Genomic DNA, 15,926 nt, shown 5'->3' on the forward strand with positions numbered 1-15,926 from the left:
AATCGCATGGTTAAGAGCGATGCCTTGCAGGTTCATTTGAAGTCACTTAATTCGGCGGCTTCATTAAGGCCTCTGTATATATTTAGCGGGGATGAGCCTTTACTGATGATGGAGGCTATGGATCAGTTGCGCGCCACGGCTAAAAAAATGGGCTATACCGATCGAGAAGTTTTATTGCAAGAGCGTGGGTTTGATTGGAGTGCTTTATTAAGTGCTGGCCAAACCATGTCTTTATTTGGCGATAAGCGCTGGGTGGAGTTGCGCATCCCAACCGGCAAACCTGGCCGTGATGGTGCTGATGCGCTTAAGCAGTTCTCTACCCAAATCGAGTCTCAGCCAGTTGGACCCGAGGGGCCGGATACGATTTTTTGCATCATCCTGCCTAAATTGGATGGTAAAACTAAAACCTCTGCTTGGTTTACTGCTTTGGATGAAGCGGGTATGGCGATTCAGTTGGATTCCTTGGATCGCAGTCAATTGCCGCAATGGATTGCGGGGCGACTAAAGAAGCAGGGTCAAGAAGTGCAGTCAGGCCCAGAGGGGCAACGTGCTTTAGCCTTCATTGCTGAGCAGGTAGAGGGTAACCTCATCGCCGCTCATCAAGAAATTCAGAAGCTGGGTTTATTGCATCCTGCTGGCGTGCTTACCGAGGAACAAATTCGGTCAGCAATCTTGAAGGTGGCTCGCTATAACGTCTTTGAATTAACTGAAGCGATGTTGGCTGGCGATCTGCCGCGCCTGAATCGCATGTTAGATGGTCTCAAGGGTGAGGGTGAACCTTTGGTCTTGATTCTGTGGAGCGTAACTGAAGAGCTTCGGATACTATCGAAACTGAAGGCAGCAAGCGATGCTGGTGAGTCTGTGCAGAATTTGATGCGCGCTAACCGGATCTGGGGCAATAAAGAGCGTTTATATCCTATGGCTCTAAAACGGGTGCAGCCTTTAAAGTTGCGCAGAGCAATGCAGGTTGCTGCAGGTTTAGATCGTCAGGCCAAAGGATTGCATGCGGCGGAATTACCGGCAGATCCTTGGGATGGTTTGCGTTTAGTGGGCAATCTATTGCGCTAGATAAAACAATATTAAATTTGACATAGTAAATATATGAGTAATTCAAAAAATACCATTCAGCAAATGATGCAAGATATTGGCCGACGTGCTCGTCAGGCATCACGCGCGATGGCGCGGGCATCCAGCGAACAGAAAAATAAAGCCTTATTGCGAATCGCCAAGTTGGTTCGTGAGCGCGCTGAAGAAATTCAGCGTGTGAATGCGCTTGATGTTGCTCGCGCAAAAACCAATGGGCAAGACGCCGCCTTTATTGACCGTCTCACCATGACTCCCAAGACGATTGAGTCTATGGCATTGGGTTTGGAACAAATTGTTTCTCTGGAAGATCCGATTGGAAAAATAACACCATTACAAAAACAGGCCTCTGGTATTGAACTCGGTCAGATGCGTGTTCCACTCGGTGTGATTGGCATTATTTATGAGTCTCGTCCTAATGTGACAATTGATGCTGCGGCGCTTTGTCTTAAATCTGGCAATGCTGTCATTTTGCGTGGTGGTTCGGAAGCAATTGATTCGAATGCGTTATTGGCGCAATTGATTCAAGAAGGTTTGGATGCCGCTAATTTACCTATGGATGCAGTGCAAGTTGTGACAACCACAGATCGTGCCGCTGTCGGTGAAATGATCACCATGACTGAATACATTGATGTGATCGTGCCGCGCGGTGGCAAAAGTTTGATCGCCCGTTTAATGGCAGAGGCACGCGTACCAATGATTAAGCATTTGGATGGAATTTGTCATACCTATATTGATGCTGATGCAGATATCGCGATGGCAATTAAGGTTTGCGATAACGCCAAGACCCAGCGCTATGCCCCTTGTAATGCAATGGAAACACTCTTGGTCAACAAAACCATTGCACCTCAAGTCTTGCCAGCGCTCTGTAAGATCTACCAAGACAAGGGTGTGGAGTTGCGTGTTGATGAGCAAACCCGAAACACGCTGGAGGCTGCAGGATTCAAGAATCTAATTAATGCGGTTGAAGAGGATTGGCAAACAGAGTATTTGGCGCCAATTTTGTCGATTAAGACTGTTGCCGATATGGATGAGGCAATGGGCCATATCGAGCAATACGGTAGTAAACATACCGATGCCATCATTACCAACAACCAGGCCCAAGCAAATCGTTTCTTGCGCGAAGTCGATAGTGCTAGCGTGATGGTCAATGCCAGTACCCGTTTTGCGGATGGTTTTGAATATGGTCTTGGTGCTGAGATTGGCATTTCCAATGACAAATTACATGCTCGTGGCCCTGTGGGCTTGGATGGTTTGACCTCACTCAAATACATCGTCATGGGTCATGGCGAAATTCGTACTTAAATGCGTACTTAATCAATCCCGATTAAAGAACGATAAAAAATACCTAACGGAGACTATTCAACATGGGTAATGCATATTTATGGACTAAGACGCTTCATATTGTCTTGATTGCCTCTTGGTTCGCAGGCTTGTTTTATCTCCCACGTATTTTTGTGAACCTAGCGGATGAGAAAAATCCTGAAGTCTATGCACGTCTTCTCGGCATGGCTGATCGCCTCTTTCGTTTCATGACTATTTTGGCAGTACCTGCAGTCTTTTTGGGCCTGACACTTTGGCTGCACTTCAAGATTGGTGCTGGTGACGTTTGGATGCATGCCAAAATTTTCTTTGTCATCCTGGTTATTGGTTATCACCATGCATGCTGGAGCCTACTCAAAAAGTTCCGCAATGGTGTTAATACCCGCTCTGGAGTTTGGTATCGCTGGTTTAACGAAGTGCCCGTCATTCTTCTATTGATCGTGACGGCTGTAGTCGTGATTAAGCCTTAGAGCCGAACAACAGACAACTGTTAACTGTTTAATTGTTTTTATTATTTTTTCTTTACCCTTTTTAGATTGCTAGCCCCATGAGATTTTTTGTTGTTTGTCCAGGTGGATTAGAAGTACCTCTTGCACAAGAGCTAGCAAGTATTGCGCAGCGCCCTGACTGTAAAGCTCTGGGCGCTTGGGTGATTGATCCAACGCCGACGAGTCCAACGGGTGGAGTAGGCTTGGCTGCCCCTATCTCTGCAGCGATGGCATTGAACTTACATTCACGGATTGCAAGCCGCGTCTTGCTGCAAATGGCGGAATCACCCTATCGTCAAGAAGAGGATTTGTATAAGCTGGCGAGTGGTTTGGCTTGGGAGGAGTGGTTCTCATCTAAGCAAACTTTGCGGGTGGATGTGACTGCTCATCGCTCCCCATTGAAGAGTCTGAATTTCGCAACCTTGAAAATTAAGGATGCGATTGTGGATCGCTTGCGTGATGTGACTGGCGACCGTCCTAGTATTGATACTGCGTTTCCGGATGTGCGTGTCCAGGCCCATCTAACGGCCACTCATGCCACGATCTATTTGGATACTTCTGGCGAGGCCTTATTTAAACGCGGCTGGCGTGATGAAAAAGGCGACGCTCCTTTAAAAGAAAATCTTGCAGCAGGCATTCTGTCAATTACTGGTTGGAAACCCTCCCAAACTTTATTTGATCCGATGTGCGGTAGCGGTACCTTTTTGATTGAGGCTGCACAAATGGCCTTGGCTATTCCGCCGGGAGCGATTCGGGCGGGAATGTATGGCGATGATGCAAAGCCTAGTCGCTTGGCTTATCGTCCATTGGTCACCTCAACCCACGGCTTTGGCTTTCAAAGACTCAAGCCTTTTAACGAGGCTGCTGAGCAAAAACGCTGGGGCTCTCTGAAAGATGCTGCACATGCTGAAATGATGGAAAAGCGTAAGCGGTTCCCAGCTTCAGAATCTTTGGGGATTAGTGGTGGCGATATTAATGAGCGCCTAGTGGCCATGTTTAAAGGTAATTGGCAGCGCGCTCAATTGCCTGGCCTACCAGTCACTCGTCAGATTGATGCCTTGGCTAGCAAGCCACCATCGAATATTAAAGAGGGTGTCATGCTCTTGAATCCGCCTTATGGTGAGCGCTTAGTCATCAAAGGTGGGAGAGGGCAGGATCGTGCTGCAGACGGTGATATGGAGCGTGACTCCTATGAGCAAGCTGAAGAGCCAGAAGATCGCTATGCCTTTAATCTGGAAACAGGCCGTCAGAGTGCTAAACGTTCTAGTCGTGAATCTCTCAAAAAGTTACAAGCTCAAGAAGAGCAAGACCCTAAGTTTGTCGAGTTCTTGAGACAGTTCGGCCAACATCTCAAGGATACATTTGGTGGTTGGAATGTCTTTGTACTCACAGCGGACATGGCCTTACCAGGGCAGTTGCGTATTAAGGAATCTAAGCGCACTCCTTTATTTAACGGCCCTCTGGAGTGCAGGTTGTTTAAGTTTGAGATGCATCAAAAACGCGATGCGGCAGCAGATTTAAAACTAAAAAATTGATAAGGAAGACGGCGATGGAATTTAAAACATACATGTGTTTAATTTGCGGTTGGGTTTATGACGAAGCTGCTGGTTTGCCTGAAGAAGGCATTGCACCAGGAACGCTTTGGAAAGACGTCCCCATGAACTGGACTTGTCCTGAGTGCGGTGCACGCAAAGAAGACTTTGAAATGATGGCGATCTAATCGCCCCAAATTAATCAATTACTAAAAATACTTTAGCGAAAGTAGGGCAGCATCTTGGGACAAAACGACATCTTATTTGAGCGTGCGCAAAAGACTATTCCGGGCGGGGTGAACTCGCCAGTACGAGCTTTTCGTCAGGTGGGTGGTACCCCCCGTTTTGTCGCTAAAGCTAAAGGCCCTTATTTCTGGGATGCCGAAGGTACGCGCTACATTGATTTGATTATGTCTTGGGGCCCCATGATTGCAGGTCATGCGAATCCAGAAGTGGTTGAAGCAGTAAAGCAGGCCGCAGAAACTAGCTTTAGCTACGGCGCTCCTACCGAAGGTGAAATTGAATTAGCAGAACGCATCTGCCAGTTAGTCCCTAGTATTGAGCAGGTGCGTATGGTTTCAAGTGGGACTGAAGCAACGATGAGTGCTTTGCGTCTCGCGCGTGGTTATACCGGTCGTGACCTCATTATTAAATTTGAAGGCTGTTATCACGGACATGCGGATAGTTTGTTAGTTAAGGCCGGTTCTGGCCTCTTGACCTTTGCGGATTCAACCCAAAACGCACCGTCATCTGGCGGTGTTCCTCATGATCTAGTAAAACATACGCTGGTGTTGCCATATAACGATGTAGCAGCGTTGAGGGAAGTTTTTCAGAAGCAGGGCGATCAAGTTGCGGCGGTGATTATTGAACCTTTTGCTGGCAATATGAATCTGATTAAACCTTCAAAAGAATTTTTATCGACTCTTCGCCAGCTTACAAGTCAGCATGGCAGTGTATTGATTTACGACGAAGTAATGACTGGCTTCAGGGTCGCATTAGGTGGAGCCCAATCCCTTCAAGGCATTACTCCTGACCTCACTTGTCTTGGTAAGGTGATGGGTGGCGGTATGCCGATGGCTGCCTTTGGCGGTAAAAAAGAAATCATGTCTAAGCTCGCTCCGCTGGGTAACGTATATCAGGCAGGCACCTTGTCAGGAAACCCAGTAGCAGTAGCTGCAGGCTTAAAGACCTTGGAGATTATTTCCAGAGAAGGTTTCTATGAGTGCTTGACTGGCCAAACTGAAAAGCTCATGGCAGGTTTAAAGCTCGCTGCTGACGAAGCAGGTGTGCCCTTCGCTGTGGATAGTGTTGGTGGTATGTTCGGCTTCTATTTTGCGAATGAAGTCCCAACTTCTTTTGAATCAGTGACTAAAACTGATATCGAGGCGTTTAAGAAATTCTTCCACTTGATGCTGGATCAAGGTGTTTACCTTGCACCATCCGCTTATGAAGCTGGATTTACCTCTATTGCTCATGACAATGCAGTTCTGGAAGAGATTATTGCTGCAGCAAAATCTGCATTTAAGAAGCTGTAAGAGAATTTACTTAAGTACTAATGTAGGTAGTCGGATTACATTCTGAGTGGATGGTCATAGCCATCCACTTGAATTATTCTGAGATCCTTGTTGGGCTTTCCTGAGCCTGGAATTTCCATGGCTGTGAGTTTTCCACCCCAGACGCAGCCGGTATCTAGTCCAATTACATTCTCGTGTCGCAGTAGTCCTAGAGTGGACCAGTGTCCGAAGTAAATAAGGGAGTCTTGCGTTTTTCGTTTGGGGGTTTTGAACCAGGGGATATAACCTTTGGGACCATCCTCAAAACCTTCTTTGCTCTCGAATTCCATCGTGCCGGAGGGAGTGCAAAAGCGAATGCGAGTTAGTGCATTAGTAATGACGCGTAAACGCTCATAACCTTTAAGGGAGTTACTCCACTTAGTTGGAGTGTTGCCATACATATTTGCCAAAAAATCTTTATAGGATTTTTTGCGGAGCGCTTTTTCTACTTCTTGTGCGCATTCAATAGTTTGCTGTAGATCCCACTGAGGCAGAACCCCTGCATGAACAGTTACAACTTTTCCATTGCTGAGAGCCATCGGTCGATGTCTTAACCAATGAATCAATTCGGCTCTATCGGGAGCGTCAAGAATAGGTTGAACGGTATCTAACCCCTTAGTCTTGCGGATGCCAGCATCTACCGCAAGTAAATGGAGATCATGATTTCCTAGGATACACTCGATGCGTTTGTCTTCTTGTAATTGCTTGAGGTAGCGCAAAGCACCTAAAGAGTCTGGGCCGCGATTGACGAGATCTCCCAAAAAAATCATCTTTGATTGAGTCGGAATTTTTTTGACGAGCGCCTTTAACGAGGGTGCACACCCTTGAATATCACCGACGGCATAAATCTTGCTCATACTCTATCTTAAAGCGGAACGAACTAAAGCTCGTGATTAAGTTGCAGAATCCTCAGAAGTCACTTTTTTAACTACGCTATAGCGCACCAAAGTCTTTTTACGTGCTTCATCATGATTCACGATGGGAAGGGGGTAGTCACGACCCAGCAGAATGCCGGCAGCTTCCAGTTCAATATGACCGGCTTCCCAAGGCGCATGAACAGACTTCCTGGAAAGCTTGTCCAGTTGAGGTAAGTAGCGACGGATAAATTTTCCCTCGGGATCAAATTTCTGGGATTGGGTGATTGGATTAAAGATGCGGAAATAGGGTTGCGCATCGCATCCCGAAGAAGAGGCCCATTGCCAGCCACCATTATTGGAAGATAGCTCAAAGTCATTGAGGTGTTTTGCAAAATACATCTCACCCCAGCGCCAATCAATTCCTAGATCTTTAGTCAGAAAGCTGGCTACCACCATCCGTAAGCGGTTATGCATATATCCGCTTTGATTCAGTTGATGCATGGCTGCATCTACCAATGGATAACCTGTTTTTCCATCACACCAGGCTTTGAATAACTTCTTGGCAGTGGCACCGCTTTCCCATTCGATATTGTCATAGTCAGGCTTGAAGGCTGCGCCTTCAGCAAGGCGTGGATGATTGGCCAAAATCATGAAATAAAAATCACGCCAGATCAACTCGCTTAACCAAATCGTCGCACCCATACTGCCAGCAAGCATGCGGCGATGAGCCTCGCGCACTAAACCCCTAATGGAGAGCATGCCAAAGCGCAGATGGGTGGATAGATAACTCACACCCTTAATCGCAGGGAAATCTCGGCCAATTTGATATTGATCTATGCGGTGGAGGAAATCCTCTAAGAAGCTTTGGCCACCTTCAGATCCTGGTGGTAGATAGGTTTCAATACCTGTTGGGCTAAAGCCCATAGACTCTAGTGATGGGAGAGGGGATTCCAAAGTGCTTGGGATGGCTGCGAATTGCCCTTTTTTGGGTGTGCAGTCATAGGCCGCAATATCTTTTTCTTGTAGCGTCTTGAGCCAATTATTTTTGTATGGCGTGAAGATTGAGAACACCGTATTGGAATTGGTGAGAATTTCTTTCTTCTCAAAGATGACTTGATCCTTGAAGGTCTCCAATTCAATACCGAGCTTCTCTAATGATTTTGCAACAGAGGCATCGCGCGCAATTGCTGATGGCTCATAGTCGTGATTGGTGTAAACGGTATTAACACCCAATGTCTCCGCAATCTTCGGAATGCAGATAGTGGGCTTACCAAACTGAACAATCAGTCCGCCGCCCTGTTTGCGCAACTGTGCATCGATTTGTTGTAAGCCCTGCCAAATGAAATCGACGCGTCGATCGTGCGTTAAAGCACCGCTCGCCTGATCATCGACCTTCAGCGGTTCAAGGATCTCAGTATCGAAGATGAAGGTCATCCAGACCTGGGTGTTATTGGTAAGGGCGTGGTGAAGCGCTGCATTGTCATAGAGACGCAGGTCGCGACGGAGCCAAACGAGAGCTTTTTGCATAGCCCCTATATTAGGGCTTATTGAAGACCTTCGCTGGGCTTGCGAGTAATATCCTGCTTATTAAATAGACTGATAGCTAATGGATACATTATTTTTCATATTTTCAAAAGTGGTGCAGTTTTGCATTGAGCCACTTAATTGGTTGATTGTTTTTGTAGTACTCAGCCTGTTATTTCTGAGTCTTAGAAAAACCCATTTGTGCAAACGATTCTTGCTACTCGCTTTGGCAGACTTATTGCTGGTTGGATGGTTGCCCACTTCTGAAGTCCTTTTAAGAACTCTCGAAGATAGCGTGCCCAAGGTTCAGCTTGCGCAGATGTCAGAGGCGGACTTTGGTGGGATCATTATTTTGGGCGGTGCCATTGAGGGCGGCGAGATTGCAGTGGATCGTGGTGAGATATCAATCTATTCCTCGGCTGAGCGTGTCACCAAAGCCTTTGAGCTTATTCGTAAGTATCCCGATCTCCCTTTTATTTTTAGCGGCTTCTCCGGGCGCCTCTCTCCCAAGGGCATTTCAGAGGCGGATGCCTTCAAACAGCTGGTAGCGGAGCAGGGTTTGCCAGATAAAAACGCCCATTATGAAAATCAATCTCGTAATACTTATGAAAATGTCATATTGATGAGGCCCATGATCTTGGACTTGGGAGCTAAAGCTGCCAAAGAGGCTGATGCATCCCCAAAACCTTGGCTACTGATTACTTCGGCATCACATATGTATAGGTCGGTAAAGATTTTCCAAAAACAGGGGGTTGAGGTGATTCCGGTTCCAGTGGACTACCAAACTAGTAGCCAGCTACGCTGGGGTAAGTTTGACCTGGAGGATGGTGTGCAAAACTGGAATAAGGCGATGCATGAAGGGATTGGGCTTTTAGCCTATTGGATTACTGGAAAGATCTAGCTCAGGCGGGGGAATTCGGTAAAATAAACCCACATGAATATGGCTAAAAAAGCCCCTGTGGGTCAAGCTACAACGCCCGCCCAGACTACCCAAGCTTCTGCTATTGGGTCCTCAATTGCTTACTCTGCTGATCATCTAGCAAACCAATTTTTAATTGCCATGCCAGGGATGGTTGACCCCAATTTTGCGGGTTCTGTCATTTATCTTTTTGAGCATACCGAGCGGGGTGCCATGGGATTGGTGATCAATCGCCCGACCGAGCTTGATATGGGTGCCTTATTTGAAAAAATTGAGGTCAAGCTGGAAGCTGAGCCAGTATCGGTTCAGCCGGTCTATTTTGGCGGCCCAGTGCAAATTGAGCGCGGCTTTGTCTTGCATGAGCCCACTACGGAGGTGGCTTACAGCTCTTCCTTGGCGGTTCCGGGCGGTCTAACCATGACTACATCTAAGGATGTGCTTGAGGCGGTGGCAGCCGGTTCTGGGCCGAGTAAATTCTTGATGACTTTGGGTTATGCGGGTTGGAGCGCTGGACAGCTTGAAGAAGAGATTACTCTTAATGGTTGGATAAACGTGCCCCTGTCCCAGCAACAAATGATTGAAATTATTTTTAATACGCCTTCTAGCCAGCGCTATGAAAGGACGATGAGCCTTTTGGGATTTGACCCCTCTCATTTATCGGGTGAGGCAGGGCATGCCTAAGGGTGCCAAGATGGATAAGGGGCTCACCATCATGGCTTTTGACTATGGCACACGGCGTATTGGTGTTGCTGTTGGCAATACTCTGACTAAAGCCGGTCAGCCTTTGAAGATGATTGCGGAGCCATCCGAGGATGTGCGTTTTAGAGCTATTCAGACTCTCATTAAAGAGTGGCAACCGAATAGCTTGGTGGTGGGCCTGCCATGCCATCCTGACGGTACTGAGCATGAAATGAGTGCTAAGGCCCGTCGCTTTGGTAATCAGTTGAACGGACGTTTTCAGTTGCCGGTGGAGTGGGTGGATGAGCGTTATACCTCGGCGGTTTTGGAGGGTGAGCCTGATATGCGAGACAATTTGGATGCCGAGTCTGCGGCCTTGATTTTGGAGCAGTATTTTCTTGAGAAGAATTGGATTAGTTGAGATGAATGCAGAGCAGTCCTATCTGAAATTACTAGAGACTTTGAGTCAGCGAAAAAAGGCTGGTGACTCATTTGATTTGGCTGGTCTTGCAATGGGTGGTGCTTGGATCGCAGAACGCTTGGCAAAGGATCTCAATTTATCTCACTATGGCGTGATTAATGTGGCATTTCATCGGGATGATTATGCTGAGAAGGGGATGACTGCACTACGCACTGCCAGCACCATGTCTACCCATCTTCCTTTTGAGGTCAATGGCGCAAACATTATTTTGATCGACGATGTTTTGCTGACTGGTCGTACAGTTCGTGCAGCACTCAATGAGTTATTTGATTTTGGTAGGCCGGCAAAGGTGGAGCTAATGGTTTTAGCTGATCGTGACGATCGAGAATTGCCCATAGCGGCTGACTTTGTGGGAGAGCGAGTGACCATTCCCGACAATCAAATTTTAGTTTTAGAAAAAGATGGTGCTGGCAAGTTCAGCTTCCAGTTAGAGGAGCGTGCAGAATGAGTGGCATTAATAATTCAGTGATTACTCCGGTAAATCAATTTAATGCCGCTGGTGAGTTAACCCACTTATTGACTTTAGAGGGTTTGCCAAAAGAGCACATTCTCCACATTCTCGATACTGCTCAGCAGTTTGTGAGCATTACCGATCCTGCTAGAGAGGTAAAAAAAGTGCCGCTCCTTCGTGGCAAGAGTGTATTCAACTTGTTCTTTGAAAACTCTACGCGTACACGTACCACTTTTGAAATTGCTGCAAAGCGTTTATCAGCTGATGTGATTAATTTAGATATCTCCACGTCTTCAACGGCTAAAGGTGAGAGCCTCTTAGATACGATTGATAACTTAGTGGCAATGCAGGCAGATATTTTTGTAGTGCGCCATGGTGTTTCTAGAGCGCCGATTGAAATTGCTCAGCATGTGCCTGCCCATGTCCATGTGGTTAATGCCGGTGATGGTAGTCACCAACATCCAACTCAAGGTCTGCTGGATATGTACACGATGCGCCACTTTAAGAAAGACTTTAGCGGTCTGAAGGTGGCGATTGTAGGGGACATTGTTCATAGTCGTGTTGCTAAATCGAATATCTGTGCTTTGAGAACTTTAGGTTGCACGGATATTCGTGCAATTGGTCCTGAGAGTCTTTTACCAAGCGACCTAGATATGTTGGGTGTGAAGGTTTTCCACAGTATGGAAGAGGGTTTAAAGGGGGTTGATGTGGTCATGACCTTACGCATCCAGAAGGAGCGCATGGAGGTAGGTCAAGTCCCAGAAGGCGATGCGTTCTTTAGTCAGTATGGACTAACGCCAACGCGTTTGGCTTTGGCTAAACCCGATGCTATTGTGATGCATCCAGGCCCCATGAATCGCGGTGTAGAAATTGACTCTGCTGTAGCCGATGGCCCTCAGTCAGTTATTCTGAATCAGGTCACCTTTGGTATTGCGGTGCGCATGGCGGTAATGTCCATCGTAGCGGGCAATTAGTCGACATTAAGAGCAATAGCGCTAATGCAAAAAAAGAACTGGTTAATTCTGTCTCATGGTTTTAATATGGATGGACGTGCTTCTAGTCAGACAATTACGGACAAGATGCCCTATCTCTTGTCTGCTGGCGTAGCACCTGTAGTGTTTAGTGCAATTACTGGAATCAAAGACCAACGCTTTCCGCATCGTCAATTCTTAGCTTGGGGCCCTGCAGCATTTAGGTTTGACTTTCGTCATTGGATTGCGAACCAATATGGTAGGGGCTTTATCTATAAGCTATTGACAAGAACTGTCTCAATCTTATTAGCCCCTTTTATTGGCCTTGAGAAATTGATCTTAGGATATTCAAGTCAATGGTCTTGGGCAATGCCTGCATTTATACATGGTTATAAATTAATTCGCTCTCAAAAGATTGATCTTGTTTATTCAACAGGCGGGGCTTGGTCGGCGCACTTAGCGGGACTATGGTTAAAGCAGTTTACTGGCGTTAAGTGGATTGTTGAGATTCATGATCCTTTAGTCATTCGCAAGAGTCCGGTTGATGAGGGCTCCGAGGAGCCAAAAAATAGAGATGCACGCTTTCGGCATTATTTAGAAAGACAAATCATTCGTCATGCTGATTTTGCTTGGTGGTTTACCGATGGAGCCGTGCACTATGCGAAAGCTAGAAACCCAAATTTAAATACGGTAGGTAATGCCCACGGTTTTATGGTGCTTCCGGGTGCAGAGCCCCCTGGAGGTTTATCTGCTGCAAAGCCTCATGTATACAGTGATACGTTAAATTTATCTCACTCGGGATCTTTAGCAAAAGATCGCTCACTCTCTACTATCTTAAATGCTCTAGAGGGATTATTTCGGAAATATCCAAACGCTAGAGAACATATTCGCGTGCATGCCTATGGCGCCGCCTTGGATGTGTTAACAGTAGAGGCATTAAACCGACTGGGGTATACAGATATACTGATTGCTCATGGCCGTCTTGAAAGGGATCCTACTTCTGGTAAATCTGGTCGCGCGAGAGTGGTTGAAAAAATGCAAGAAGCTGACGTATTGATTTTGCTTCATGGCAATGATGAGTGGTGTGCTGAGTACATTCCCTCCAAATTTTATGAATATTTGTGGACTGGACGCCCCATTTGGGGAATTACCCATAGAAATCCTCAGCTTGACGAAATGCTTGATGCACGAGGTGCCTATTTAAGTCATGAGGGTGATACCGCTGGAATTGAGATGGCGCTTGAAAGAATTTGGTTAGACTGGCAGGAGCACCGCTTAATTGAGCCAAAATGGCTTCCATTGGGGGTTGATCAGGCAGTTGAGAGAATTCTGTCTGAGATTGAATGCAAATAGGAAATCGATTGAAAGACTTCGTCCTCTACTGCAAGTCATATCGCAATGATTTTTTGCGTCTTAAGAGGCTGCTTTCATCTATTGAGCAATTTAATAAAGATGGCTTACCGTTTTACATTTCGACCCCCAGAGCTGATAAAGGTTTATTGGATCAGATACTGGGAAATCTAGGTAACTATCAGTGGATTGCAGACGAGGAAATTGTTACTGCTAATCCAAGTGCCTCTTTAGACAAATATCAGGCGATGCCCGGTAGTTCATCACAGGCTATTGTGAAATCCGAGTTTTGGAGGATGAATTTAGCAAAAAATTATTTATGTCTGGATTCGGATTGCGTATTTATCCGACCATTTTTTTTGTCTGATTTCATGGGATCTGATGGCATTCCATTTACGGTGCTTCATCAAAATAAAGAATATTTCCAGCTTGCTCAAAATCGGGGTCATTCTAGAGTGCAGGCCAATTTGAAATCAGAGGCACAAAAAGTGCAGGCATTATTTGAAAGATCGGGACCGGAATTTTATTGTGCACCAGCCCCATTTATTTGGTCAGCAAAAGTTTGGGAGTCTTTTGATCAACATTATTTAAAACCCAAAGGGCTAACAATCTGGGATATAAAAATACCTGATTATCCTGAGACTTTAATTTATGGTGAGGCCTTGCTAAAGTATCGAGCTATTCCTTTGATCGCCATTGAGCCTTTATTTAGGGTCTATCACTACGATTGGCAGTATTTCTTGATGAGGCGTCTAGGCGAAAATGAGGAAAAGCTCAAATCAAATTATCTTGGTGTCTTGTATCAGTCTAACTGGGAATCTAATATGAATGCAGTGGGTGATCAGAAATCTCTGCCACCCCGTCTATTAAAACGTAGCAAAAGATTTTTGCGTTATTTGCAGAGTTATTTCTAATGTTAGATATTCAGGGTTTAGTTATTTCATTGGCTGACTCAGATGCTCGCCAGAAAAAAGTGAAATCAGAGCTAGATAAAACTGCTTTAAATTGGCGTTTTTTGGATGCTGTTCGGGGCTCTGCACTAAGCTCTATCCCCAAAGAATATCAACCTAGAAAAGTAAAAAAATTACTTGGGTTTGAATTAACCCCCAATGAACTAGGATGTTTTTTGTCGCATAAAAAAGCTTGGCAAGATTGTGTTGATAAAAATATTTCAACAATTATTTTTGAGGATGATTTTTGTTTACTTCCCCACTTTGAGAGGGCAATTCATTTTTTGGTAAATGAGTGTAGTAACTGGGACGCAGTTAGGCTTCAGGGCTTAAGTGATGTTCCCCAAGAGCACATTCAGGGCAATGGAGAGTTTGCTCTGGTAAAAAATGCTGGGGATGCAGTGGGCGCTACAGCCTATCTTTTGAAGCCAAGAGCTGCACAAGTACTACTTAATGCATCTTGCGATATTTATGAGCCCTTGGATCATTTTTTAGAGCATCGTCAAAAGCATCATTTGGAGTTTTTAGCAATAAGCCCCTATCCAGTTGACATTACAGGTGTAGAAACGACTATTGCGGATAGGCCGGGCAGACTGCCAATACGAGGTTGGGGTAAGCTAAAAAGATCGGTAATGCGGGTCTTTGATCGCTGGTTCTCAACAAATCCTTGGTTTCCTAAATAGGGAAAACCAACGCATAGCCTATTTATAGGTAGAGTTTTTTCTGTAGGTTTCGTAGCTTTCGTTCAAGGCGGTATTTTTGAATTACTAGACGATCTATTGAGGACATCTGAATTTCGCTAAGGTTTTTCCCCTTAATAAAGACCTCATCGAATTGACGCATGATGACTTTAGCGGAGAAATTCTGCGAATAGGCATCCCAGTTTTTCTCATTCTGTATTTGGCGAGTAAAGCTGTCAAAAATTTCTGCTAAATCTTTTTTGCCCTTGTAGAGAATTGCTTTATCACCCAAAATATCAATATGACTGCGCTGAGGGGAGAGCGCATAGGTAATTACAGGCTTTCCTTTAATGGAAAATTCACCACAAGCGAGCCCAAAGCTTTCACCAATTCCTCTTGCATGTAGCATGCCATCACAGGTATTGATAAATTTCACCTTGTAGTTGAGGTCTGAATTGCCGGGTAAAAATATCAAATTTTCATGCTGAGCAAAGGAATCCATATTCATAAATAGAAAATAGAGATCACTGCGCCGCTCTACTGCAGATAAGACAGCTTTTTTAACAAAGTCAAGATTAAAGCTATCAGAGCCTCCATACCAACCCAATACTGTGGCTGTTTCGGGTATGCCTAAGCTTGATCGCAGATTGCCAGTTACTTCTGGCAATTCAATCATGTGGGGCACAAATGGAATTTTGTTATTAGAATATTCTTTGGAAAGCCATTGAGAGACAAAAGCGTATTTATCCCCATGAAATTCTTCTGGTTTTGTTGGAAATACCGCATGAATTAACGCAGGTGAGCTTTCGCATATGGCGTCATCACGCTCACCAGACTTAATAAAGTATGTTAGATCAATTTTTTCTTGCTCAATGAGGCGATTAAGTTCAGTTTGCCCATCATAGGGGCACAACTTAAATTGCTTAGAAAATTTTTCCAATACAGATTGAACTACTAAATTATTTTTGCGATAAAAGATAACCGACTCATTGCCTAATAACTGTTGATTATTGTGAGCATAATCGTAGAGGGCAATCTCCGTTCCCCGTAGCGAAAGCCCATTGGTGTGAAAGCCAAGTTTCATTT

17 protein-coding genes are annotated in these 15,926 nt (G+C 45.4%); 14 read left to right on the plus strand and 3 right to left on the minus strand.

Annotated features, from left to right (window positions below; genetic code table 11):
- Positions 1-6: 6 nt before the first annotated feature.
- The 6 genes from holA to hemL all read left to right on the plus strand — a co-directional run bounded on the left by holA (position 7) and on the right by hemL (position 5,961).
- Positions 7-1,068 carry a DNA polymerase III subunit delta gene (holA, locus tag A2X74_RS06695; protein ID WP_293626385.1) on the plus strand — a complete coding sequence of 354 codons (1,062 nt, stop codon included), beginning with the start codon at positions 7-9 and terminating at the stop codon, positions 1,066-1,068.
- Positions 1,069-1,101: 33 nt separating this feature from the next.
- Positions 1,102-2,388 (plus strand): glutamate-5-semialdehyde dehydrogenase, encoded by a 1,287-nt coding sequence (locus A2X74_RS06700; protein ID WP_293626387.1) that lies wholly within the window; start codon positions 1,102-1,104, stop codon positions 2,386-2,388.
- A 62-nt stretch (positions 2,389-2,450) separates the two neighbouring features.
- Entirely contained in the window at positions 2,451-2,876 is a 426-nt protein-coding gene (locus A2X74_RS06705) for a CopD family protein (RefSeq protein WP_293626389.1), read from the plus strand.
- A 77-nt stretch (positions 2,877-2,953) separates the two neighbouring features.
- Entirely contained in the window at positions 2,954-4,429 is a 1,476-nt protein-coding gene (locus A2X74_RS06710) for a THUMP domain-containing protein (RefSeq protein WP_293626394.1), read from the plus strand.
- Between the two features lie 14 nt (positions 4,430-4,443).
- Entirely contained in the window at positions 4,444-4,614 is a 171-nt protein-coding gene (locus A2X74_RS06715; protein WP_011902084.1) for a rubredoxin, read from the plus strand.
- A gap of 54 nt (positions 4,615-4,668) precedes the next feature.
- Positions 4,669-5,961 carry a glutamate-1-semialdehyde 2,1-aminomutase gene (gene hemL, locus A2X74_RS06720; protein WP_293626399.1) on the plus strand — a complete coding sequence of 431 codons (1,293 nt, stop codon included), beginning with the start codon at positions 4,669-4,671 and terminating at the stop codon, positions 5,959-5,961.
- A 35-nt stretch (positions 5,962-5,996) separates the two neighbouring features.
- Here hemL and A2X74_RS06725 read toward each other — a convergent pair whose 3' ends face one another.
- Positions 5,997-6,836 carry a symmetrical bis(5'-nucleosyl)-tetraphosphatase gene (locus A2X74_RS06725; protein WP_293626401.1) on the minus strand — a complete coding sequence of 280 codons (840 nt, stop codon included), beginning with the start codon at positions 6,834-6,836 and terminating at the stop codon, positions 5,997-5,999.
- Positions 6,837-6,872: 36 nt separating this feature from the next.
- Positions 6,873-8,363 (minus strand): deoxyribodipyrimidine photo-lyase, encoded by a 1,491-nt coding sequence (locus A2X74_RS06730; protein ID WP_293626403.1) that lies wholly within the window; start codon positions 8,361-8,363, stop codon positions 6,873-6,875.
- A 79-nt stretch (positions 8,364-8,442) separates the two neighbouring features.
- Here A2X74_RS06730 and A2X74_RS06735 point away from each other — a divergent pair, with 79 nt between their 5' ends.
- The 8 genes from A2X74_RS06735 (at position 8,443) to A2X74_RS06770 (ending at position 14,843) form a co-directional block, all read left to right on the plus strand.
- Positions 8,443-9,261, plus strand: coding sequence for a YdcF family protein (locus A2X74_RS06735; RefSeq protein ID WP_293626404.1), 819 nt, complete (start codon positions 8,443-8,445; stop codon positions 9,259-9,261).
- A gap of 159 nt (positions 9,262-9,420) precedes the next feature.
- On the plus strand, positions 9,421-9,960 hold the full coding sequence (locus tag A2X74_RS06740) for a YqgE/AlgH family protein (RefSeq protein WP_293626523.1): 540 nt from the start codon (positions 9,421-9,423) through the stop codon (positions 9,958-9,960).
- Positions 9,953-10,378: a Holliday junction resolvase RuvX gene (gene ruvX, locus A2X74_RS06745; RefSeq protein WP_293626407.1), complete on the plus strand. Its 426-nt coding sequence runs from the start codon at positions 9,953-9,955 to the stop codon at positions 10,376-10,378. Before A2X74_RS06740 ends, ruvX begins: the two co-directional genes overlap by 8 nt.
- Position 10,379: 1 nt before the next feature.
- Positions 10,380-10,886, plus strand: coding sequence for a bifunctional pyr operon transcriptional regulator/uracil phosphoribosyltransferase PyrR (pyrR, locus tag A2X74_RS06750; protein ID WP_293626525.1), 507 nt, complete (start codon positions 10,380-10,382; stop codon positions 10,884-10,886).
- The gene (locus A2X74_RS06755) at positions 10,883-11,863 is read left to right on the plus strand and encodes an aspartate carbamoyltransferase catalytic subunit (RefSeq protein ID WP_293626408.1); all 981 of its coding nucleotides are present in this window, start codon (positions 10,883-10,885) and stop codon (positions 11,861-11,863) included. The genes pyrR and A2X74_RS06755 overlap by 4 nt, the downstream gene beginning before the upstream one ends.
- Positions 11,864-11,887: 24 nt before the next feature.
- Positions 11,888-13,213, plus strand: coding sequence for a glycosyltransferase (locus A2X74_RS06760; RefSeq protein WP_293626410.1), 1,326 nt, complete (start codon positions 11,888-11,890; stop codon positions 13,211-13,213).
- Entirely contained in the window at positions 13,204-14,124 is a 921-nt protein-coding gene (locus tag A2X74_RS06765; protein WP_299764998.1) for a DUF6492 family protein, read from the plus strand. The genes A2X74_RS06760 and A2X74_RS06765 overlap by 10 nt, the downstream gene beginning before the upstream one ends.
- A complete protein-coding gene (locus A2X74_RS06770; protein WP_293626413.1) occupies positions 14,124-14,843 on the plus strand; it encodes a glycosyltransferase family 25 protein in 720 nt (239 codons plus the stop codon). The genes A2X74_RS06765 and A2X74_RS06770 overlap by 1 nt, the downstream gene beginning before the upstream one ends.
- 22 nt (positions 14,844-14,865) lie before the next feature.
- Here A2X74_RS06770 and A2X74_RS06775 read toward each other — a convergent pair whose 3' ends face one another.
- Positions 14,866-15,924, minus strand: a complete 1,059-nt coding sequence (locus tag A2X74_RS06775; protein ID WP_293626414.1) for a hypothetical protein — start codon at positions 15,922-15,924, stop codon at positions 14,866-14,868.
- Between the last annotated feature and the right edge of the window lie 2 nt (positions 15,925-15,926).

The sequence above is a fragment of the Polynucleobacter sp. GWA2_45_21 genome (genome assembly GCF_001830325.1).
Classification (GTDB): Bacteria; Pseudomonadota; Gammaproteobacteria; order Burkholderiales; family Burkholderiaceae; genus Polynucleobacter.